The organism is Hymenobacter monticola (assembly GCF_022811645.1).
GTDB classification, from domain to species: Bacteria; Bacteroidota; Bacteroidia; order Cytophagales; family Hymenobacteraceae; genus Hymenobacter; species Hymenobacter monticola.
Map to the genome: position 1 here is coordinate 5,024,920 of NZ_CP094534.1, position 20,770 is coordinate 5,045,689.

General features: G+C 65.0%; 18 protein-coding genes. 2 read left to right on the top strand and 16 right to left on the bottom strand.

Annotated elements, in window-relative coordinates; all coding sequences use genetic code 11:
• Positions 1-154: 154 nt before the first annotated feature.
• The 6 genes from MTP16_RS21015 to MTP16_RS21040 form a co-directional block, all read right to left on the bottom strand.
• Complete coding sequence (locus MTP16_RS21015; protein ID WP_243513475.1) at positions 155-1,318, bottom strand: lysophospholipid acyltransferase family protein; 1,164 nt, start codon at positions 1,316-1,318, stop codon at positions 155-157.
• Positions 1,319-1,450: 132 nt separating this feature from the next.
• A complete protein-coding gene (locus MTP16_RS21020; RefSeq protein WP_243513476.1) occupies positions 1,451-2,119 on the bottom strand; it encodes a YggS family pyridoxal phosphate-dependent enzyme in 669 nt (222 codons plus the stop codon).
• A 183-nt stretch (positions 2,120-2,302) separates the two neighbouring features.
• Positions 2,303-3,466: a hypothetical protein gene (locus tag MTP16_RS21025; protein WP_243513477.1), complete on the bottom strand. Its 1,164-nt coding sequence runs from the start codon at positions 3,464-3,466 to the stop codon at positions 2,303-2,305.
• 219 nt (positions 3,467-3,685) lie between these two features.
• Complete coding sequence (locus MTP16_RS21030) at positions 3,686-4,708, bottom strand: VWA domain-containing protein (protein ID WP_243513479.1); 1,023 nt, start codon at positions 4,706-4,708, stop codon at positions 3,686-3,688.
• A 156-nt stretch (positions 4,709-4,864) separates the two neighbouring features.
• Positions 4,865-5,758, bottom strand: coding sequence for a hypothetical protein (locus tag MTP16_RS21035; protein WP_243513480.1), 894 nt, complete (start codon positions 5,756-5,758; stop codon positions 4,865-4,867).
• A gap of 127 nt (positions 5,759-5,885) precedes the next feature.
• Positions 5,886-6,776 (bottom strand): DUF58 domain-containing protein, encoded by an 891-nt coding sequence (locus MTP16_RS21040; RefSeq protein WP_243513481.1) that lies wholly within the window; start codon positions 6,774-6,776, stop codon positions 5,886-5,888.
• A gap of 121 nt (positions 6,777-6,897) precedes the next feature.
• On the opposite strand from MTP16_RS21040, the gene MTP16_RS21045 reads away from it, so the two are divergent.
• A complete protein-coding gene (locus MTP16_RS21045; protein ID WP_243513482.1) occupies positions 6,898-7,320 on the top strand; it encodes a DUF4296 domain-containing protein in 423 nt (140 codons plus the stop codon).
• On the opposite strand, the gene MTP16_RS21050 is transcribed toward MTP16_RS21045, so the two are convergent.
• The 6 genes from MTP16_RS21050 to MTP16_RS21075 form a co-directional block, all read right to left on the bottom strand.
• Positions 7,313-7,672 (bottom strand): tRNA-binding protein, encoded by a 360-nt coding sequence (locus MTP16_RS21050; protein ID WP_243513484.1) that lies wholly within the window; start codon positions 7,670-7,672, stop codon positions 7,313-7,315. The two genes, MTP16_RS21045 and MTP16_RS21050, sit on opposite strands and share 8 nt — an antisense overlap.
• Before the next feature lie 148 nt (positions 7,673-7,820).
• Positions 7,821-8,384: a DUF922 domain-containing protein gene (locus tag MTP16_RS21055; protein ID WP_243513486.1), complete on the bottom strand. Its 564-nt coding sequence runs from the start codon at positions 8,382-8,384 to the stop codon at positions 7,821-7,823.
• Between the two features lie 152 nt (positions 8,385-8,536).
• Positions 8,537-8,908: a hypothetical protein gene (locus tag MTP16_RS21060; protein ID WP_243513488.1), complete on the bottom strand. Its 372-nt coding sequence runs from the start codon at positions 8,906-8,908 to the stop codon at positions 8,537-8,539.
• A gap of 96 nt (positions 8,909-9,004) precedes the next feature.
• Positions 9,005-9,193: a hypothetical protein gene (locus MTP16_RS21065; protein ID WP_243513490.1), complete on the bottom strand. Its 189-nt coding sequence runs from the start codon at positions 9,191-9,193 to the stop codon at positions 9,005-9,007.
• A gap of 260 nt (positions 9,194-9,453) precedes the next feature.
• Positions 9,454-9,924, bottom strand: a complete 471-nt coding sequence (locus MTP16_RS21070) for a hypothetical protein (protein WP_243513492.1) — start codon at positions 9,922-9,924, stop codon at positions 9,454-9,456.
• A gap of 79 nt (positions 9,925-10,003) precedes the next feature.
• A complete protein-coding gene (locus MTP16_RS21075) occupies positions 10,004-10,450 on the bottom strand; it encodes a hypothetical protein (RefSeq protein WP_243513494.1) in 447 nt (148 codons plus the stop codon).
• Positions 10,451-10,954: 504 nt separating this feature from the next.
• On the opposite strand from MTP16_RS21075, the gene MTP16_RS21080 reads away from it, so the two are divergent.
• Positions 10,955-11,845: an RES domain-containing protein gene (locus MTP16_RS21080; protein ID WP_243513496.1), complete on the top strand. Its 891-nt coding sequence runs from the start codon at positions 10,955-10,957 to the stop codon at positions 11,843-11,845.
• A 264-nt stretch (positions 11,846-12,109) separates the two neighbouring features.
• Here the strand turns inward: MTP16_RS21080 and MTP16_RS21085 are convergent, their stop codons facing one another.
• From MTP16_RS21085 to MTP16_RS21100, 4 genes are all read right to left on the bottom strand, one after another.
• Positions 12,110-12,367 carry a hypothetical protein gene (locus MTP16_RS21085; protein ID WP_243513497.1) on the bottom strand — a complete coding sequence of 86 codons (258 nt, stop codon included), beginning with the start codon at positions 12,365-12,367 and terminating at the stop codon, positions 12,110-12,112.
• A gap of 92 nt (positions 12,368-12,459) precedes the next feature.
• Positions 12,460-13,323 carry an SDR family oxidoreductase gene (locus tag MTP16_RS21090; RefSeq protein WP_243513498.1) on the bottom strand — a complete coding sequence of 288 codons (864 nt, stop codon included), beginning with the start codon at positions 13,321-13,323 and terminating at the stop codon, positions 12,460-12,462.
• A gap of 182 nt (positions 13,324-13,505) precedes the next feature.
• Positions 13,506-14,147, bottom strand: coding sequence for a response regulator (locus MTP16_RS21095; protein WP_243513500.1), 642 nt, complete (start codon positions 14,145-14,147; stop codon positions 13,506-13,508).
• Positions 14,144-20,530: a PAS domain-containing protein gene (locus tag MTP16_RS21100; RefSeq protein WP_243513502.1), complete on the bottom strand. Its 6,387-nt coding sequence runs from the start codon at positions 20,528-20,530 to the stop codon at positions 14,144-14,146. The genes MTP16_RS21095 and MTP16_RS21100 overlap by 4 nt, the downstream gene beginning before the upstream one ends.
• Between the last annotated feature and the right edge of the window lie 240 nt (positions 20,531-20,770).

The following is a 20,770-nucleotide window of genomic DNA, read 5'->3' on the forward strand; positions in this document are numbered from 1 at the left end:
GTTTGGGGAGGAAGAATCGATAGAACCTACTGTCATCCTGAGCGCAGCGAAGGACCTTATCACGTGTGCAGTTGTTAACCGCTGCCACTAGCTGTTCAAACCTGATAAGGTCCTTCGCTACGCTCAGAATGACAGGCGATTTCAGGCGATTAAACTACGGCTTCTCGCCTAGCTTATTGCCTTTGTATCCTTTGATTGCCAAGGGAATCCACCCTAACAACGGGATGAAATAGGCCAGGGTTATGGGGTTGCGCCAGAGCATGCGCAGCCAGGCGCCAGGCCGGTCGAGCTGCATGCGGAAACTGCGGCGGCCTTCTTTCACGTAGAGGCGCTCGAACTCGGTGAAGACGGCCGGCCAGGCGAAGGGCAGGAAAAACGGGAAGAAGCGACGGTTTTCCTTCATGCGCTGCCAGAGCTCGCGCCAGCGGTAAGGCTTTTGGCCGTGGTTTTTGACGGCTACGTCCATTTCGGCCTGCATCTGCTGGCGGATTTGCTCGCTCAGGGCCAGGTATTCCTCGCGGCTCAACTCGTCCACGGTTTTATCGGTCAGGTCCGACGGGCGGATGCGGGTGCCCATCACGAAGACCAGCTTGGCCGGCAGGGCCAAGTAGAAGGCCCAGGGCTGCACCAGCACCAGCAGCAGCAACACCGTGAGCGGCAAAAACGGGATGCCGATTTTCTTGGTGAGCCGGTTGATGGGGTCGAAGCTGTAGGCGTAGGGGTTGAGGTATTCGGCGTTGATGGTGTAGAAGGGCACGATGTCGGTGCCGTGCTGCAGGCCCAGGCGCACCATGCTGGTGGCCAGGCGCTGCAGCTCGTACTTGCGGTTGAACCCCTTGCCGATGCCGGGCACGCCCTCAGGGTAGAGCATCAGGTTGTGGTCCTGGTAGTACATCATGGTTTCGAAATTCAGCGTCGTGGCATCCACGCAGCCGCACTTCTTCCAGAAATCCTTTACCAGGTAGGGGTTCATCAGCGCCGTTTGGGAGAGCAGCGGGGCCGAGAGCGGGCGCGGCAGGTCGCTCATGCGCTCGTGCTTGGGCAGGTAGCGCCACAGGTGCGATAAGGCCACGATGGCATCCCAAGGAAAGGCCATGCCCGAGTGGTTGGACGCAAAAATGAGCGGCCGGTCGGGGTTGTTGCGCTGCGGGAAGTTCTCAAATCCCACCAGCTCGGAGCGAAACCACACCCGGTCGAGCAACTGGAGGATGTTTTCATCCAAGGTCTGCGTGAATTCTTCCCGGAAATAGTCGTCGTAGATGTGCTGGTTGGCCTGAATGGCCGGCGGCGGAGGCGAGGACGCGGTGGTGGCGGGCATGGGTGGGCGGGGCGGCGGACGAGAGGCGGAAGATAGGCGAATTTCTAGCGTTGCGCTTGAGCGGCTGTTCTGGCGCCGGTCACCGCAGAGGGCGCAGAAGAGAACGCAGAGGTTCGCAGCGCGCCAACACCCCTAGCCCCGGCTGCCAAAGATGGCGCTGCCCACCCGCACCAGCGTGCTGCCCTCGGCCACGGCCAGCGGGTAGTCGCCGCTCATGCCCATGGAAATATCCCGGAAAGCGTCATCAGCCACGAAATACGTGGCTTTCAGGTGCTCGAAGTAGCCGCGCAGCTGCTGAAACTCGTGCCGCAGCTGGGCCTCGTCGTGGGTGAAGGTGGCCACGCCCATCACGCCGGTCAGGCGCACGTGCTGGAATTGCTGGTACTCGTCGGAGCGCAGGATTTCCTCGGCCTCGGCCAGCGTGAGGCCGGATTTGGTTTCTTCCTGCGCGATGTGGAATTGCAGCAGGCCGTTGATTACGCGCCCATTAGCGGCGGCGTGCTTGTTGATTTCGCGCAGCAGCTTTGCGCTGTCGATGCTTTGGATGGTGTGCACGAAAGGCGCCAGTAGCTTCACCTTGTTGGTTTGGAGCTGGCCGATGAGGTGCCACTCCACGTCGGCGGGCAGCTGGGGCTGCTTGGCGGCCATTTCCTGGGGCCGGTTTTCGCCGAAGCAGCGGGCGCCCGCGTCGTAGGCTTCCTGCAGCTTCTCGACGGGGTGGGTTTTGGTGACGACGCACAGCCGGGCGGGCGTGCCGGTCAGCTCGGCGTTGATGCGGTGGATGTTAGTGGCGATGGACATATCATTTTGGATTAGGGGATGTTTGCGGATAAGCCCATACGCGTCGTTCGGGCGTGGGGCCTCATCCCCGGCCCCTCTCCCAAAGGAGAGGGGAGCCAGACGACTCTTTGCGCAAAACCGGTGCCCCCTCTCCTTTGGGAGAGGGGGTCAGGGGGTGAGGCCCCCGAACGACACCGGCAGTATTTACTGCTTCATCTCTTTAAAGCCCATTTTCTTCACTTCCTCCTCCGAGAGGTTTTTCACTTCCGAAATCACGCTCACGTCGGATTTCTGCACCAGCGGGGCGGCCGTGGCGGCGGCGGTGCGGGTTTGGGCCTGTTGCTGCTGCTCGGAGCTGGCCTGCACCACTTTCGTATTGCTTTCGGCCTGCTTGAACTCGATGTTGACCTGGTTGACGCGCTGCTGGGCCACCACGAGGTCGCGGCGCAGGCCTTCTACCTGGTGGCGGTACTCGTCGGTGGTCAGGGCTTGCTTTTTCAGGTTTTCCTGGATTTCGGCCACCTTGCGCTTGAGCTCGTCGGCTTCGGCCTTGGCGGTTTTCAGCTCGCTTTCCTTTTGGCGGCGTTCCTGCTCGGCGCGGTCGGCGTCCTGGCGGGCGCGGTCCGACTGCAGGCGGCCAGCCAGCTCGTTGCTGCTGATGAGGTTGTCGCAATTCTTGGTGAGCAGCAGGTTGTTAAGGCTCACCAGGTCCACGCTCACCACGTAGTCGGTTTTGAACTGGTCGGAGCTGCTGTACACCTTGCCCCCGGCGCTGAAAACGGTGCCCGACACGCCCGATTCGGCCCCCACTTCCTGGTACACGCGGCTGTGCACGCTGGAAAGCTTGGCCGAGCGGATGTAATAGATGCGCTTTTTCAGCTCCGGGGCCACGTTTTTGGCCGCCCGGCAGATGTCGAGGTAGGGCACGGCGGGTTCGGGCACCAGCACGCCGGCGATATCGGTGATAATGAGCTCCACGATGGAGGCATGGCTGGCCGCCACCGAAGCCACCATGTAGCTGCCGTTCATCTTGAAGGCAGTGCTGATTTTAGAGCTGTAGAGCACGTCGGCCAGGGCTTGGTTGCGCAGCGGCGGCTCGCCCGGCTTGATGTACTGGCCGATGATGCTGGCCTTGTCGCGGTCTTCGAGCAGGATGAGGCAGCCGGTGAGGTCCTCAATCTTGTTGCGGTACATGGCCAGGCCCTTGATGAAGGTGCGGTCGGTGTAGTCGCGCGGCAGGTTGGCGTTGAGGGTGGGCGCGCCGTCGGTGAGGCGCACCCGCATGATGTGGCCCTGGGCGCGGGCGGAAAAGTTGCCCAGCGTTATCAGCAACGCCGTGCTGAGAAGAGCCAACAGGCTTTTGTTCATGAAAGGCAGCCAGGAGAGGAATGGAGCCGGGCTGTTCTGGCAAAAATAAGGCCGCGCGCCGGCAGAACGTGTACCCCGAAGCTCCGCTTCGGCCCACGCAGGGTATTATGGGCGGCTTTGCAACTCACATGGGGCGGCGCTTTGGACCAGGCCCGCGGCAAATGCCTGAAGTTATTACGCGGGCCGAAGCAGAGCTTCGGGGTACACGTTCTGCCAGCCTCAGTCTTCCAGCGGGTTGCTCAGAAACGTGCTTTTCAGCGCCAGCCAAGCCAACCACAAGCCAATGCTCAGCCATAGGTAGGGCCGGTAAAAGTCCTTGGTGTTGCGGAAGCGCAGCTGCTTGATTTCGGACTTTTCGAGGCGGTTGATTTGGCTGAATACCGCGCGCAGGGCGCCGTTGTCGGTGGCCCTGAAAAACTGGCCGTCGGCCGCGGCGGCCAGCTCGCGCATGGTGGTTTCGTCGAGGCGGGTTTGCACGTAGCGGGTTTTGCCGTTGTCGTCCTGGCCGTAGGGCACAAAGCCGTCTTTGCCCAGCCCGATGGTGTAGAGGCGAATGCCGAAGGCGTGCGCCAGCTGCGCCGCCAGCAAGGGGTCGAGGCTGCCGGCGTTGCTTTCGCCGTCGGAGAGCAGGATGCACACCCGCGAGCGGGCCGTGGACTCGCGCAGGCGGTTCACGGCCACGCCCAGGGCCGAGCCGATGGCCGTGCCGTCGTTGGCAATCATGCCGATGCGCAGGCCGGCCAGGTTTTCGCGCAGCAGGTCGTAGTCGGTGGTGAGGGGCGCCAGTGAATAGGCGTCGCCGGCGAAGGCCACCAGGGCCAGGCGGTCGCCCACGCGGCTTTTGAGGAAGTCGGTGGCAATGCGCTTGGCGGCTTCGAGGCGATTGGGGCGCAGGTCCTGGATTTCCATGGAGCCCGACACGTCGAGGGCCAGCACGATGTCGATGCCGCGGCCCGACTGCTCCACCCGCTCGTCGGTGCGCTGCGGGCGGGCCACCGCCACAATGGCAAAAGCCAGCGCGAAGCCCAGCAGCACGTCGGGCACAAAGCGCAGGGCCGCCGTCCAGTCGCGCCCGCCCTCGCCCGGCCCGAAGGCCACGCCCACCCGGGGCCGGCGCCGCGCCAGCAGCCGCCGCAGCAGAAACAGCAGCGGCACGGCCCCAATCAGCAGCAGCAGCTTGGGGTGCTGCCACTGGTAGCTGGCCAGCGTGGCGTAGCGTAAGAGGTTGAAAAGGTCGTTCACGAAGGGCGAAGGTAGGAAGTGCCTTAAGCAAAAAGAACGTCATGCCGAGCGCAGCCGAGGCATCTCGCGTGCTTCCAGTAATCCAATCGAAAGAATTGCGCTGCACACGCGAGATGCCTCGGCTGCGCTCGGCATGACCGGCTTTATTGGCCCTTACTACCCCACCACGGCCGCGTACCGCCGCTCGGCAAAGCCGCGCAGGCGCTGAAAGGCGCGGTCTACTTCTTTGGCGTCTTCGCTTTGCAGATTGCCATAAATCACCTTATCAGTAGCGGTCAGGGCTTTGCGCACGTCGGCGTCGTTTTCGAAATACGCCACGATTTCGCGGGTGGTGAAGGAGTTGAGCCCGCTGTTTTCGAGGCCGGCGAGGTAGTTTTTCCAGAGCACCACGGCCCGCTCCACGTTGGTGGCCGAGCGCGACAAATCGAACCGCTCGACGTGGCGGGCAAACTGCGCCAGGAAGTAGCCGTGGTTTTTGCGCAGCTTGTAGGCCTGGTAGCGCCGCGTGAGGCGCCGCCGAAACAGCGCGGCGCTGCCCGCCGCCAGCAGCAGCACGGCCAGCGCGCCCGCAATCCAGTAGGGATAATTAAAAGCGGGCTCCACGGGCACCAGGGCCAAGTTTTGGCGCAGGGCGGGCAGGTCTTTTCCCACGGCTACCAGCGCAGTGCGGCGCAGGCGTACGCGGCTGGGCGGGGGCAGCACGCTCAGGGTGTCTTGGCCTTGCAGCACGGCCACGGGCAGGGCCAGGGTTTGCACCGAATCGAGCTGGAAGGTGCGCAGGTGGTACACCGCACGGTCGAGGCTGACGTCGCCACGGGTGCGGGTGGGGTAATACGTTTTGCCTGCGTACTCAAACGGCGCAAAACGGGCCAGCGAATCCGGAAACACCACTTCCAGCCCGGGCGCGTGCTCGTAGCGCAGTTCATAGTCGAGCGGCTCGCCCACCAGCACGGTGGGCTTGAGGAAGCGGCCCTGGGGAATTGGCAGTGGGGCCGGCTGGGCGGAGGCAGTCGGGACAAGCTGTGGCAGCAATAACAAACCTGCCGTCATGCAGCGCGCAGCGAAGCATCTGGCTCGAGGAAGTAATCCTCTTCCATCGAATGAATTACCTCTGCACGCGAGATGCTTCGCTGCACGCTGCATGACGTTCTTTTTTAGACTCGAAGCCCCCATTACCTTACCCACGGCGGCCAAACTGTTGACGGTACCGAAACAAGTTTACCAGTTGGGGCACAAAGTCGCCCTCGGTGCTCAGGGGCAGGAAACCGGTGCGGGTGCGGCGGCACAGGTTCACCAGCTCGGCTTCCTGGCGGTCGGCGCCGGACTCGATGCGGGCCCGAAAATCGGCCGACGACGTGTTGACCCAGCGCACCTGGCCGGTTTCGGCGTCGCGCAGGGGCACGATGCCCAGGGCCGGAAACTGCCGTTCGCGCGGGGCGCGCAACTGCACCACTATCAGGTCGTGGCGCTGGGCCAACATGGTGAGCTCCCGCTCGTAGTTGCCATCGATGAAGTCGGAAATCAGCACCACCAGCGTGCGGCGCTTGAGCAGGCCCAGCGCCTGCCGGATGCCCGCGCCCACGCCCGTGCCCAGAGAGGCCGGTACCAGCGAAAACAGCCGGTTGATGAGTGCATACGCCGCCCGCGCGCCCTTGGCCGGCGGCAGGTACAGCTCCTTTTGGTCAGAAAACGCGAACAAGCCCAGCGCCGAGCCCTGCCGGGCGGCCGACAGCGCCAGCAGCCCGGCAATGTCGCGGGCCACGTCGAGCTTGCGACGCTGGCCGTCGCCCACGTCGAGGGAGGCGCTCACGTCCAGCAGCACCAGCACCTGCTGCTCTTTTTCCTCTTTGTAGGTTTTCACGAAGGTGCCGTGGCCTTTGCTGCTCACGGCCCAGTCGATGGCGCGCACCTCGTCGCCGTACTGGTAGAGGCGCACGTCGTCGAACTCCAGCCCCGTTCCCTTGAACACGGAGTGGAAATCGCCCTGCAGCTGGGCCTCCACCGCTTTGCGGATGCGGATTTCGAGGTGGCGCAGGCGGCGCACCAGGTCGGAGAGAGGGGTGGTCACTAGTGGTGAGTGGTGAGTGATGAGTGACAATTTTACAGCGACGCAGACACTGGGAGGACAGGCCTCAAAGTTCATCACTAACCGTTAATCACTGACCACTGGTACGCGTAACTTTGCGGGCGTGAGAACCTACCGTCGTTGCTGCCTGGGCCTGCTGGCCCCCCTCCTGCTGGCCCTGCCCGCCTGCGACCGTCCCGAAGACGTGCCCGTGCCGCCCGACCTGGTGCCCAAAGAAAAGATGATACGCCTGCTGGCCGACCTGCACGTGCTGGAAGCCCGGGTGGAAAACAGCCGCCTGCCGCCCGATTCGGCCCGCGCCCTTTTCCAGGCGCAGGAAAAAGACCTGCTCTGGAGCCGCGAAGTGTCGGACTCGTCTTTCCAGCGCAGCTACCGCTACTACGGCACCCACGGCAAGGACCTCGGCGAAATCTACAGCGCCGTGGTCGACACCCTGACGCAGCGCCAGGCGAAATTTGTGCCGCCGCCAGCCGCCGCCGCGCCCGCCCCTCCACCGCCTGCGGCCAATACCGGACTGACTAAATAAGCCGGCTGCCGTTGGGCACCGGGCCGGCCACGGCGGCCAGCACAATGTGCCCCTCGGCATCGGCAAAGCCCGTCACCAGCACTTCGGAGCGGAACTTGCCGATTTGCTTGGGCGGAAAGTTCACCACCGCCAGCACCTGCCGTCCCACCAGGGTTTCGGGCGTGTAGTGGTGGGTGATTTGGGCGCTGGATTTTTTCAGGCCGATTTCGGGGCCAAAATTCAGCAGCAGCTGATAGGCCGGGCGGCGCGCTTCCGGAAAAGGCCGGGCTTCGAGGATGGTGCCCACGCGCAGGTCCACGCGCTCAAATTCGGCCCAGGTTAAAGAGGCTGGGGAGGTGGAAGGAGAATCCATGTTTGTAAAGACTGAAGAACGTCATACCGAGAGCTGCCGAGGCATCTCGCGTGCAATAATAATTCCAGTCGATTGGTTTACTGCTGCGCGCAAGATGCCTCGGTCCTCTGCCTGATGCGCAGAATGCTGGGTATGACGGGCCATCAATCTACTCCACGGCAAACATCTTGAGCTGCTCGAGGCGCACCTGGGTTTGCTTTTCCCAGTAGGCCTGTTTGGCGGCGTTCAGGCCGTGGTTGGTTTCGGCATCGTAGCGGTTCTGCTCCCGGTCCCACTGGTCGTATACCCCCTTGGTGAGGTTGTTGAAGGCCGGCTGCAGCTTGGCGCAGTCGGCCCGCGCCTGAAACACGAGCAGCTTCTGGCGCATGAGGCGGGCGTAGACCTCGGTGAGGTCGAAGTGCAACTGCTCGTGGCGCAGCAGCGCGGGCGTGAGGGTGGCGGGGTCCCGAATCCAGGACGTGTTGGGGTCGAAGGAGGCGCGCACGGTTCCGGTGAACACGAAGTCGCGGCACGCGGCGTTGGCTTTGATATCGGAAGTGGTGAGAGCAGCCAGCCGCTCGGAGGGGCCGGGCCGGCTCAGGAAATCGGCTACCGTGAGGGGACGCGTGGCCGACCACGGAATGGGCGCGGCGGCGGGTCGGGCGGCCGCAGCGGGCCGGGCCCCGGGGCCCTGCAGCAAGCCAGTCAGGAGCAACAGGGAATTCAGAAACAAAAGCATAGGCGAAGTAATCTGCAGTTCTACTTGTTTGGCAAGTGAAACACGACCCATCGCACAAAAATTGCCATGTCGCGCGGCAAGGCAATCAAAAAACCGTTAGGCTTCGACCAAGCCAGGGCCGACGGCCGTCGGACTGCGGCAAAATCTCAGATAGTGCCCAGTTGTCGGGTGCTGGCGAGTGGGGAATTTGAAACGCCCGAGGGCCGGTGTGCCGTCGCTGGCAAGGCCCGGTAAGCGGCCGTTTGGCCGGTGGCCGTCCAAAGGTCGAAGGCCGCGAGGGAAAGCTTAGCGGCCATGAAGCTCCACAGGTCGATGCCGCGCCATTCGAGGCAGAAGCGCAGAAACTCGGGTTCGGCGCGGCAGGCGCGCAGGCCGCGCTGGCGCACCGCCGCTTGCCGGGCGGGGGGCAGCGAAGCAAGCCAATCGTAGAAGTCGGTGGCCGTGAGCGTGAGCGTCTTTGCCTGGGCGCAGTAGGCTCGGATGGCGTCGTTGATTTCGGCAAGCAGCTGGGTGTGCATGACAACGGGCGCGAAAAACGTGACAGTTAAAGCCTATGGTGTCGAGCATTCGGCGCATCAAGCAGAACGCTCGACCCGACAGCAATTTCCCTTCGTTCAAAGTCCGGGGCGTCCGAACTCGGCCAGGCGCCGCGGCTGCGGCAAGGGGGCGGGCAGGTAGTCGTGGTCGCGTTCGCCGGGCAGGCCCTCGAAGAAGGTGTAGGCTGCCTGGGCACGGCGGACCTTGCGTACGGTTTGGGGGTCGGCCGCCAGGTAGCGGCTGATGGGTTTGAGGGTGGGTTTCATAGCTCAGAAAGGACGGTGAAAATGCTGCCAGCCGGGTTGGCTAACAAGTCCTTTTTAAACGCCAAAGAGCGATGCTTGGATGAGCAAAAGCCGCCTCCAGGCTCAATTTACGCACTTTCAACGAGGATGCGGCGGAGAACTACGGAGGCCGGCTGCGTAATATGCGTAACGCCTGCGGGGCCAGCCTCACCTTTCTGAAACAAAACAGGCAGGCCCCTGATGGAGCCTGCCTGTGGTACTTAGCAGAGCGATGCTAGCCCCTAGCGGGTGGTGCTGCCCGAAGTGCTGCCGCTGGTGCTCGAGCCGCTGGTGCTCGAGCCGCTGGTGCTGCCCGAGGTGCTGCGGCCGCTCTTGCTGCGGCGGCTGCCCGAGGTGGAGCGACCGGAGCCGCTACCCGAGGTCGAACCCATTGACCCCGAACCCGACGTAGAGCCCATCGAGCCCGACCCGGAGGTGGACCCCATCGAGCCCCGGCTGCGGCCGGACGAGCCCGAAGTAGAACCCATGGAACCCGACGTAGAGCCGGAAGTGGAGCCCATCGAACCCGACGTAGAGCCCATCGAGCCGGTGGTGCTGCCACCGGTCGAGCCACTGGTAGAGCCGGCCGAGGTGCCGCTGGTAGAACCCGAGGTGCTACCACCCGCCGTAGTTTGGGCGTGCGCCGTGGTGGCCAGGCCGAGGCCGAGCAGGAAGGCAGCCGCGCGAAGCGGCCGGACAATGTGCTTGTTCATAAATTGGGGTTGAAAAGTGTGGAAAGGGATTACGGACAGGAAAAACAAAGGAGGTGCCGGGAGCTGCTGGAGCTACGAACTACTGGCCGCTGGTAGAGCCGCCGGTGCTGCCCGACGTGCTGCCGCCGGTGCTGCCCGACGTGCTGCCGCCCGCCGTGGTGGCGCCGCCCCCGGCGCCGCCGGTGGTGTTGCCCGAGGTACCGCCGTTGGAGCTGCCGGTAGTGGCGCCACCGGTAGAGGTGCCGCTGGTGCCGGCCGACATGCCGCCCGTGCCGCCCATGCCCGCCGTGGTGCCGCTGCCGCTGTTGGTGCCGCCGCTGCCGCTCATGGCGCCACCGTCGGTGGTCGAGCCGCTGCCGTTGGAATAGGCGCTGGAGTCGGTGCTGTTAGTGGTCGTATTGCTCATGCCGTCGGATGAGCCGCCGGCACCGGTTTCGGAACCACTACCGCTGCCACTGCAGGCCGCTAGTTGCGTGCCCGCCAGGGCGAAGCCCAGTAATGCGAGCCGGAAAGATGTTTTGTGCATGATATGCTTGTTAGAAATGGGATTGGAAAGAGTTGCCGTTTATACGATTGATAATGAAGGGCAAGCGGCGCAACAAATACGTATTTGCATCAGGAAACACGTAAGCACAAACACGGTAATTCACTTCCCGGGCCCGCCGCTCCGGCATGTGCTGCCACCGGACTCAGCGCATGTGTCTGAGAGGCAAATCTTGAGTGGGCCCTTGGTTCAGCCTGCGCGGCTTCCGGGCCGGCGGCTCGCCAAAGACGGGTACTTCCTTCCGCGCGAAAAATGCTGATTTGCGGGAGGAATAATCCGTATTTACAAACGCTGCTTTTGCCATATTGGGCCTCCTGACCCGCTTGTAACACCATAATATATAGCTGGTTACGGCGGACATTCATTGGCCGTGCCACGAGCAAGCGGCGAGCGTGGCGCCTAACGGGCCCGGCAACGCCGGCGTAAACAAGGCCGCCCGAAAAAGCGCCCTGGCGCGCCGAATCGGGCCTGCCCGCCCGCTTCCCAATGAAACCCGACGCCCCCGTTTCCGCTGCTGATTCCATCAAGCGCCGCCTGGCCTCGCTGCGCCACCTCGACCTGCGGCGCCACTCCATCGATGATTTGGTGCAGCGCGTGCGCGAACTGCTCGAAGGCCAGCCCTTGCGCTGCCTCACGCTGGCGCCCGGCCGGCTGCTCTACCGCGGCATCCTGTGCGAGGAGCTGCCCGCGGGGCTGGCCGACGTGTCGTACCCCCCGGCCGAACGGGTGCACCACGACCAGCGCGCCAACCGCGCCGGGGCGCCCATGTTTTACTGCAGCGCCACTTGGCACCCGCCGTTTTTCGAGGCCCACGTGCAGCCCGGCGACGGCATCGTCATCAGCCGCTGGCAAACGCAGCAGCCGCTTTGCATCCTCAGCTTCGGCTACGCCGACAACTGCGCCGACGACCCCCACTCCGACCGCGAAAGGGCCCTACGCTACGCCCTGGCCCAGCTGCCCGACGAAACCCGCGAGCTGGCCGCCTTCCTCACCCGCACCTTCACCCGCACCGTGGCCGACGACAACCGCCACCACTACCGCCTCTCCATTGCCGTAGCCGAAGCCTGCCAGCTGGGCCAGGCCTTCGACGGGCTGCTCTACCCCTCAGCCGCCATGGCCTCGCCGGCCCACAACCTGGCCCTGCATCCCAGCTGCCTCGACGCCGGCATGCTCACGCTGGACTACGTGGAGCACCTGCGCGTGCACCACGTATCGCCCGATACCGAAGTGCTCGACGTGCGTTCCCTCGACATTGCCCGCACCGCCGGCCCCGACGGCCGCCTCGAATGGCAGGGCCGCCCCGGCAACTGGGTGCTACGCGAAGGCAGCGCCGCCACCGACTGCTGGCTGCAAAACGGCGAGTGGCGCTGTGGGTAGTTCGGTGAGTGAGTAGATAGAAAAAGCCCGTCATGCCGCAGCTACGTTCGGCATGACGGGCTTTTTCTTGTCATTAATTGCAACAAATACGGGTTTTCCGGAACTGCAAACCCGTATTTCTGGCGTCATTCAACGTTGCCGTTTGCCGTAAAAACAAAGGAGCGTTTCGCTGCAAGCTTTACAAAAGCGGTGATGTGCTGGGGCCTTGGGCAGCTGATACCGGCTGCTTCGGGCCCTTTTCATTGGCAAATACGCCAGGAGTGCCTAGCGCATTATCTTGCCTTGGTTGTCCCAATGGCTCGCTTTCACTTCAAGGCTACCGGGCTGGCGCTTGATGGTGCGGGTGTAGCGCTCGCCGGCAATGAGGCCGTCGGGCCGGCGCTTGCCGAAAAACAACAGCACGGGCTCGCCGTGCTCGTTGGTGGTAAAAGTGATGTCGTAGCCCTTAAACACATCGTTGATAGTCGTTTTGGGCTCGAAAATTTTGCTGAGCTTCTTGTCTAATTCAGGGTGCAGCGGCATGGCATGATGGTTTTGAAAAGTGCGAAGCAGCCCGAGCTTCCGAGTTCAGGCTACTTCGTCGTGCAACTGAGTATGCTGATTGCGAAATGGCGCTAGGTGTTGAGCACCTCGCCGCCGTTGGGGTGAATGGCCTGGCCGGTGATGTAGGACGCATCTTCCGAAGCCAGGAACACGAAGGCGGGCGCCACTTCGGAGGGCTGACCGGGGCGCTTCATGGTGGTGTCTTGGCCGAACTTGGCCACCTTCTCGGGCGGGAAGCTGGCCGGGATGAGCGGCGTCCAGATGGGGCCGGGCGCCACCGAGTTGGCCCGGATTTTCTTCTCCGCCAGCTGCTGCGCAATGGAGCGGATATAGGCCGTGATGGCCCCCTTGGTGGCCGAGTAGTCGACCAGCTGCTGGTTGCCGCGGTAGGCGTTGATGGAGGAAGTGGCAATGATGGAATCGCCTTCCGTGAGGTGCGGCAGGGCGGCTTTCACCACCCGCACCATGGCAAAGAAGTTGACCTGGAAGGTGTCTTCGAACTGCTCGTTGGGCAGCTCGGCCACGTCGGTGCTCACGAACTGCTCGGCCGCGTTGCTTACCACAATGTTGAGCTTGCCCAGCTCCTGCATCGTCTGGCTCACAATGCTTTCGCAAAAGCCCGCCTCGCGCAGGTCGCCGGCCAGGGTGAGGCAGCGGCGGCCTTCGGCTTCCACCAGCTGGCGGGTGGCGGAGGCGTCGTTTTCTTCTTCGGGCTGGTAGGTGATGGCCACATCGGCGCCTTCGCGGGCAAAGTGCACGGCCACGGCCCGGCCAATGCCGGAGTCGCCGCCCGTGATGAGGGCCACTTTGCCCTGGAGCTTATCGCTGCCCTTGTAATTGGCCCGGATGTATTCGGGCTGGGGCGTCATCTCGGTTTCGAGGCCGGGCTGTTGGTCTTGGTGCTGCGGAGGCAGCGCGGTGGGTTTGTCTTCCATAGTTCGGAGAAAAGAATTAGCTCTCCGTCTATACGGCCGCCCGCCAAGCGCCATGAACCGGATTTATACGGGTTTCCTTTCCGTATAAATCGGCAGATTTTGGGGTTGCACTCTTATCGAAGTCCGATGCATTCAATGCCAGTTATTCTGGGGGTGAGGCGCCCCGCCCGAATAAAGCGTACTCAAGTCAGCCAGCCCTGGCTGGCGGCGGTTTTGATGAGGGCGGCGGTGTTTTTGGCGCCGGTTTTCTCCATGATGTTCTGGCGGTGGGTTTCGACGGTGCGCGGGCTGGTGTAAAGCTTCTCGGCAATCTGGGCAGTGGTCAGCCCCTCGGCCACCAGCTGCAAAATTTCCTGCTCGCGTGCCGAGAGGCCGCCCGAAATTTTCACCACGGGCTCGGGGATGACGGCCAGCAGCTTTTCCAGCATGGCCAGGCCCAGCTCCGAGCACAAAAAGCGCCGGCCCGCGGCCACGGCCCGCACAGCCATCACGATTTCGTCGTGGCCGGCATTTTTGAGCACGTAGCCGTGAGCGCCGGCCGCCAGCACCTGCCCAATGGCGCGCTCACCGTCGGCCATCGAGAGTATCAACACCCGCACGTCGGGGTATTCGGCGTGCAGCCGCTGGGTGGTGGCCAGGCCGTCGAGGCCCGGCATGTGCAGGTCGAGCAACACCACGTCGCAGGGCGTGGTGGACAGCCGGGCCAGCAACTGCTCGCCGTCTTCGGCTTCGCCCACTACCTCCAGCCCGTCTTCTTGCTGAAAAAGCGCACGGAGGCCGTGGCGCAGCACGGCGTGGTCATCAACGAGGAACAGGCGAATCATGGTTTGAGGAAAACAGGTAAGGGAATGCGGATGCGTACGTAGGCGCCGCCGGTAGGGACGGAACCGATTTCAAGCTGCCCGCCGAGCAGGGCCACCCGGTCGCGGATGCTGCGCAGGCCCAGGCCGGGGCTTTGAGCCGGCGCGGCGGCAAAGCCGGGGCCGTTGTCTTCGGCCCGGAACAGCACCCAGCCGGGCATGGTTTCCAGCTCCAGGCCGGCTTCGGTGGCGCCGCGCGCGTGCTTCACCACGTTTTGGGTGAGCTCCTGGGCCATGCGGTAGAGGGCCATTTGCAGCGAGGGCGCCAGCGGGGCCGCGTCGGCGTCGAGCTGCACCGAGCAGTGGAAACGCAGCTGCGGGCTGCTCATCTTGCGGCAAATATCCTGCAGGGCCGCCGCCAGGCCAAACTCGGCCAGCACCATGGGCACCAGCTCGTGCGAGAGGGCGCGGGTTTGGCGGATGGCCTCGCCCAGGAGCTGGTCGGCCTCGCGGCGGGCGGCCACCAGACTGGGGTCGGTGCCCAGCAGGGGGGCGTGCAGGCGGTCGAGGTGCAGCTTGGTGGCGTACAGAATCTGGCCGATGCCGTTGTGCAGGCTTTCGGCCATGCGCTTGCGCTCGGCTTCCTGGGCGGCCTGCACCGCCTCAAACAGCGCGCGCTGCTGCGTCAGGCGTAGGCGCAGATTGTCCTGTTCCAGGCGCTGCAGCTCGCTGATGTCCAGGTCGACGCCCAGCACGCGCACGGCCTGGCCCTGTGCATCGCGGAGCACCACCGACTTCATGCGCACGGTTTTCACCCGACCGGCCACCTGCAGGCGCAAGGTGTCTTCCGAGTCGCCGGCGCCGGTGGCCAGGCGCTGCACCAGGTGCTCGGCCCGGGGCCGGTCCTCGGCCACCACGCGGCCCAGGTAGTCGGCCGGGGCCACGGGGCTGCCGGCGGGCAGGCCGAAGAGTTGGTACATGCCGTCGGACCAGCGCAGGGTGCCGGTGGCCAGGTCGTAGTCCCAGCTGCCCAGGCCGGCCACGGCTTCGGCCTGCTCCAGCAGGCGCAGGTTTTTGAGGCGTTCCTGCTCGGCAGTTTTGCGCTCGGTGATGTCGAGGTTGGTGGCCACAATGCCGTTGTCGCCCAGCTTCACAAACTGGCAGGCAAACCACTTATCGAAGCCTTCATACGGGTAGAAATACTCCATGCCCTGGGGCACGCCGGTTTCCAGGGCTTGCACGGCCAGGTCGAAGATGCCCGCCTCGCGGATGCCGGGGTACTCCTGGGCGTAAAGCTTGCCCACGAGGTCGGTGCGGCCGGTTTCGCGCACCAGCTCCCCGCTCACCAGCCGCAGCCGGAAGTCCTGCACGGCGCCGGTTTCGTCGCGCACGGCCTCCTGCACACTCATAGCAATCAGGTTGGTATCGAACACCGACTGCAGCAGGTCGCGGCTGGCTTGCAGCTCGCGGGTGCGGCGGGCCACGCGCTGCTCCAGCCGGCTGTTGAAGTCGGCCAGCCGCTGCTGGGCCATCATCGTCTCGGTCACGTCCCAGTGCACGCCGCGCAGGTACACCACGCCCGTGGCGGCATCGCGGAAGCCTTGGCCGCGCTCTTCTATCCAGCGCACTTCGCCGTCGTTGGGCCGCACAATGCGGAAAATGCTGTGGAAGTCCTCGCCCGTGCGGCACGCCTCGTCAAACAGGGCCCGGTGGCGCGCGTGGTCGTCGGGGTGCAGCAGCAGCGTGGCGCCCTCCTCGCTCGTGGCCAAGGCCGTGCCCGGCAGCAGGCCAAACAATTCTTTCGACGTGGCCGACAAGGCAATGCCGTCGCCCTCGGACGTCCATTCGAAGCTGCCCATGCGGCCCGCCTGCAAGGCCAGCGACAGCCGCGCCTCGCTCAGGCGCAGGGCGTCTTCGGCCTGCTTGCGGGCCGTGATGTCGGTAAACAGCACGGCCACCAGGTTGCTGCCCGGTGCCCCCACCGGGAAGGCGTAGAGCGTGAAGCAGCGCCCCAGCGCCGCCGAGTCTTCCTCGAAGCGCAGCGGCTGGCCGGTTTGCGCCACCCGGCCGTAGGTGGCAAACCACTTGGGCTCGATGTTGGGCGTCAGCTCCCGAATGGTTTTGCCGGTGGCGTTGGTGAGGCCGTTGTTTTTCTCGAAGGCGGGGTTAACATCGATGTAGCGCCAGTCGTAGGGCTGGTCCTCCGCATCAAACATCACTTCGATGATGCAATAGCCCTCGTCCATCGAATCGAACAGGTTGCGGTACTTCTGTTCCGATTCCTGCAGGGCGGCTTCGGCCTGACGCCGGTCCGAAATATCCACCACCGAGCCCACGATGCGCGCCACCTGGCCAGCGGCATCGCGCAGCACCAAGCTGCGGTCCAGCACGTAGGCGTAGGAGCCGTCGGCGCGGCGCACGCGGTACTCGTTCGTGACGTGCGCGTCGCCAACCGGCGTCACCCAGCGGGCGACCGCCGGCTGGTCATCGGGGTGGATGAGCCCCAGCCACGTGGCCGAGGTGTTCCCCAGGTCTTCCGGCGCGTAGCCCAGCATGTGGGTGATGCCGGCACTGCGCGTCACGGCATCGGGGTGCGCCGTCCAGTCGTAAATAAATCCGTTGGACGCTTCTTCGGCCACCCGAAACCGGGTTTCGGACGCCTGCACGGCCGCCTCGGCCTGCTTGCGGGCCGTAATATCGTAGCTCACGGCCAGCACGGCCACCACGGCGCCGACGGCGTCGCGCAGGGGGCCGCCCCGCGTGGCATACGCCCGCCCGCCCTGCTCGTGCTCGTACTCGAAGGGCCGGCCGGCCAGCGCCTGCTCGTAGTGCCGCTGAAAGTCGGGCCACTGCTCGGGGGAGGCCATTGCCTGCACCGATTGGCCCACAAAGTCGGCGGCCTCGTACCCGGACTGCCGCAGGGCGGCGCCCTCGGCCAGCTGGTAGCGCAAGCTGCGGTCCACGATGAACACGGCCGCACCGGGCAAGTTTTCTATCACGGCCCGCAGGCGCTGCTCGCTCTCGCGCTGGGCTTCTTCGGCCCGGCTGCGCGCCACGGCGGCCCAAGTGCGCTCGGCGGTTTCCTCCACCAGGCTCATTTCCTCGTCCGTCCACCGGCGGGCCCGGTCCCAATAAACCCCCAACGCGGCCACGAGCCGCCCTTCCTTCACGAGCGGCACGGCAATGTAGGTGCGGGCCCCAATGCCCTCGTGGGCGGCCAGGGCCGCTTCTTCCACGCGCGGGTCGGTGGCGGCGTCGGCCATGGCCAGCGGTTGCCCCGCGGCAATGGCGTCTTTAACGTAGGGCCCCAGGTCGTCGAGGCGCACGCGGCTGGTGGGGGGCGGGCCGTCTTTGGCGTAGCCGCTCACGGCCACAAAATGCTCCCCGTCGGGTTCGGCCTCCCAATACTGGGCGCGGTCGGCGCCGAAATGCTCGCCCAGCACGCGCGTGGCCGCCGTCTGGATGTCGGCCGGGTTTTGCAGTGGCCGCAACGCGTCGCTGAGCTGGAGCAGGAACGCCTGCCGCTCCTCGGCGCGCTTGCGGGCCGTGATGTCGCGAAAAAAAACCGCCAGGCCGCCGCGCGGGCTGGGGTACATGCTCGCCTCAATCCAGATGCCCAGAATGGGCGACACCGTTTCGAAATGTGCCGGCTGGCGGGTTTTCAGCACTTCTTGCTGGCGGCGGTAGGGTTCGCTGCCCACCGCCTGCGGGAACACCTTCCAGTAGTGCTGGCCGAGGAGCAAGGCGGGGTCGAGGCCCCAAAGCTGGGCCGCCCGCTGGTTTATGTAAGTGAAGTTGGATTCGGCATCGAGGGCGTAGAAGGCGTCGTGCGTGCTTTCCAGCACGCCCGCCAGCTGGGTGTGCACGTCCTGCAGGGCGGCCTCGGCCTGGGCGCGCTCCAGGCGGATGTAGATGCGGGCGGCCAGCTGTTGCAAGAGCTTCACCTCGTCGGGCGCCCAGGCGCTGGGACCGGTCCGTGCCACGGAGAGCAGAAAATGCCACCGCCCGTTGACGAGGTAGGGAATGTCGACGGACGAGCCAAAGCCCATGTCGGCCAGAATGCCGAGGGGCATGTTGATGAGCGGGCTGGACTCCTCACCGGTGAGCACCAGTGGCTGGCCGGCGTCGAGGTGCGCCCGGCCGGCCGGCGTGAGGTAGCCGTCGATGCGGTGCCGCCCCAGCACCGCGGGCAGGTGCGCGGCGTCGCGCCGCCAGTCGAAGACGACGTCCAGCAGCTCCCCGGTGGCATCCACCACCGCCAGGTGGCAGCGCGAGAGCTGCAGGTAGCCGGCCAGGCGTTCGGTCACGCGCGCCATAATCTGCTCGGCGCTGAGGGCGGGTGCAAACTCCACGTTCAGGTCGGCCAGAAAGGCCAGGTTGGCTTCGCGGCGCTTGCGCCGGGTGATGTTGCGCACGATGACGCCCACGCGCCGGCTCTCGGCGCTACCAATGCGCGCCGCCGTGGTTTGAAACCATTGGCCGCCCAGGCTGTGCATCTGGTATTCAAGATGCAGCGGCTCGCCGGTGGCCATAATGCCGGCGTATTTCTCCAGCAAAAGCCCCTGGTTTTCCGGCAATACCTCGGAGCGGCGCCGGCCCTGCACGTCTATCCCCACATGGCGGACGAAGGCCGGGTTGGTTTCGAGGTACACAAAATCGGCCAATTGCCCGTGGGCATCGGGCAGCAGCTCCAGAATGGCAAAGCCATCGTCGACGGCCGCAAACAGCGTGCGGTATTTCTCTTCCGATGCGGCCAGGGCCTGCTCGGTACGGGCCCGCTCCACCGCCGACCAGGTGCGCTCGGCTACTTCGGTGGCCAGGGCCATGTCGGCGGCCGTCCATTCGCGGGGCGTGGCTTGCATCAGGCACAGCACGCCGGTGGGCTGCCCGTTTTTGAGGAGGGGAACGTTCAGGCAGGAAACCACCCCGAGCCGCGCGGCCTGCTGGCGCAGGGGCTCGTCGAGGGCCTGGACCTGGCCCAGGTCGTACACGGCGAAGGGGCGGCCTGCATCCACCAAGGTCCGCAGCTGGCCAAAATCGGTCAACGGGTAGGTACCGGCCGCCGAGGGCAGGCCTTCGGCAGCGTCGTCGCAGCGGATGGTGGCCTGCTCGTCCGAGATTTCGCAGTAGTAGCAGCGGTCGGCGTTGAAATACAGCCGGGTCAGGCGGGTGATGGCTTCCTGGATGGCCACCGGGCTGGTAAGCGGGCCCAAGTCATCGACCAGGCGCAGCCGAAATGCGTCGGCCTCGGCGGCGCGGCGCAGCGACGTTTCGGCGTCTTTGCGGGGCGTGATGTCGTTGAACAGCACCGCCACCTGGTGGGCTTCGGGCGCTCCCACCCGAAAGGCGTGCACGTCGAGCCAGCGGCCCACGGGCGGCACGTAGTGCTCCACGCGCACGGTTTCGCCCGTCAGGGCCACCCGGCCATAGGTTTCAAACCAGAAGGCGTCCAGGTCGGGCAGCAGTTCGGAGGCGGTTTTGCCCAACACGTTGGCCGGCATGCCCGACTGACGGGCAAAAGCCGGGTTCAGCTCCAGGTAACGAAAATCCACGGCCCGCTGCCCGGTGGCGTCGAACAGGACTTCGAGCACGCAAAACCCTTGGTCCATGCTGTGGAACAAGGACTGGTACCGGTCGGTGGCGCGCTGCGTCAGCTCGTCGCCCAGGCGCAGGGCTTCGGCCTGGGTTTGTTTCAACTCGGTAATGTCGCGGGCGATGCCGAGGACGGTGTCGATTTCCCCGTCGCGCACTTCGGGCACCAGGCGCGAGTAGAAGTACGCCGTGCCGTGCGGCCCGGGAAAAGGGTTGTAATGTTCCTGCGGCTGGCCCGTGGCAAACACGCGCCGCAGGGCCGCCATGTAGGGCCCAGCGATGTCGGCGGATGCGCCCATCTCGGCGAAAGTGCGGCCAAGCAAGGCCTCCAGGGGCTGGCCCATCTTGGCGGCGAGGGCGGCGTTGGCGTAGCGCAGGCGCAGGTCGGGCGTCCAGCGGGTGAGCACGTCGGGGGTGTTTTCGGCCAGGGCCTGGTACTGCTGCTCGCGCTGCTTCTGGGGGGTGATGTCTTGCCCGTAGAGCGACCAGCCGCCGGGCTGCCGGGCGGCCGAGAGGGAAATCCATTGCTCCTGTGCGGCCAGAAACACCTCGCGGGGCGCCGTGGCATCGGTTTCGAGCAGCTGCAGCAGGGCTGCGCGCGCGGGCGCCGGCAAGCCAGCCGCTGCTAAAGGCCGGCCCAGCAGGTCGGCGGCGGGGGCGCTGCACCAGCGGGCCGCCTGCCGGTTGATGCGCCGGATGACGCGCTGCTCGTCCAACACAAGCACTCCCCACGGCAAGGCATCGAGCAGCCCCTCAGCCGCCAAGGTACCGTCCGGCTGAATAGGGTCGGGCTGCGCGGCGGGGGTGGGTTCCATCGGGGTGGGCGGGCTGGTGGGCTCAGCAAATGTAAGCCGTACGAACAGTGCTTACACGGGTTAGCACCGGGGCAAAACAGGACTGCGGCGGTTAGCCGAATCGTAGCGGCGGGCGGATTTTGTGGTGGTCTGTGAAGTGCGCTTTTGGGTTGAAATCCGGGCTCTTGTTTAAGCCCAGTAAATCCGCTGCGTCGTTCTGACGTGGCGCCTCACCCCCCGGCCCCCTCTCCGGGTGGAGCG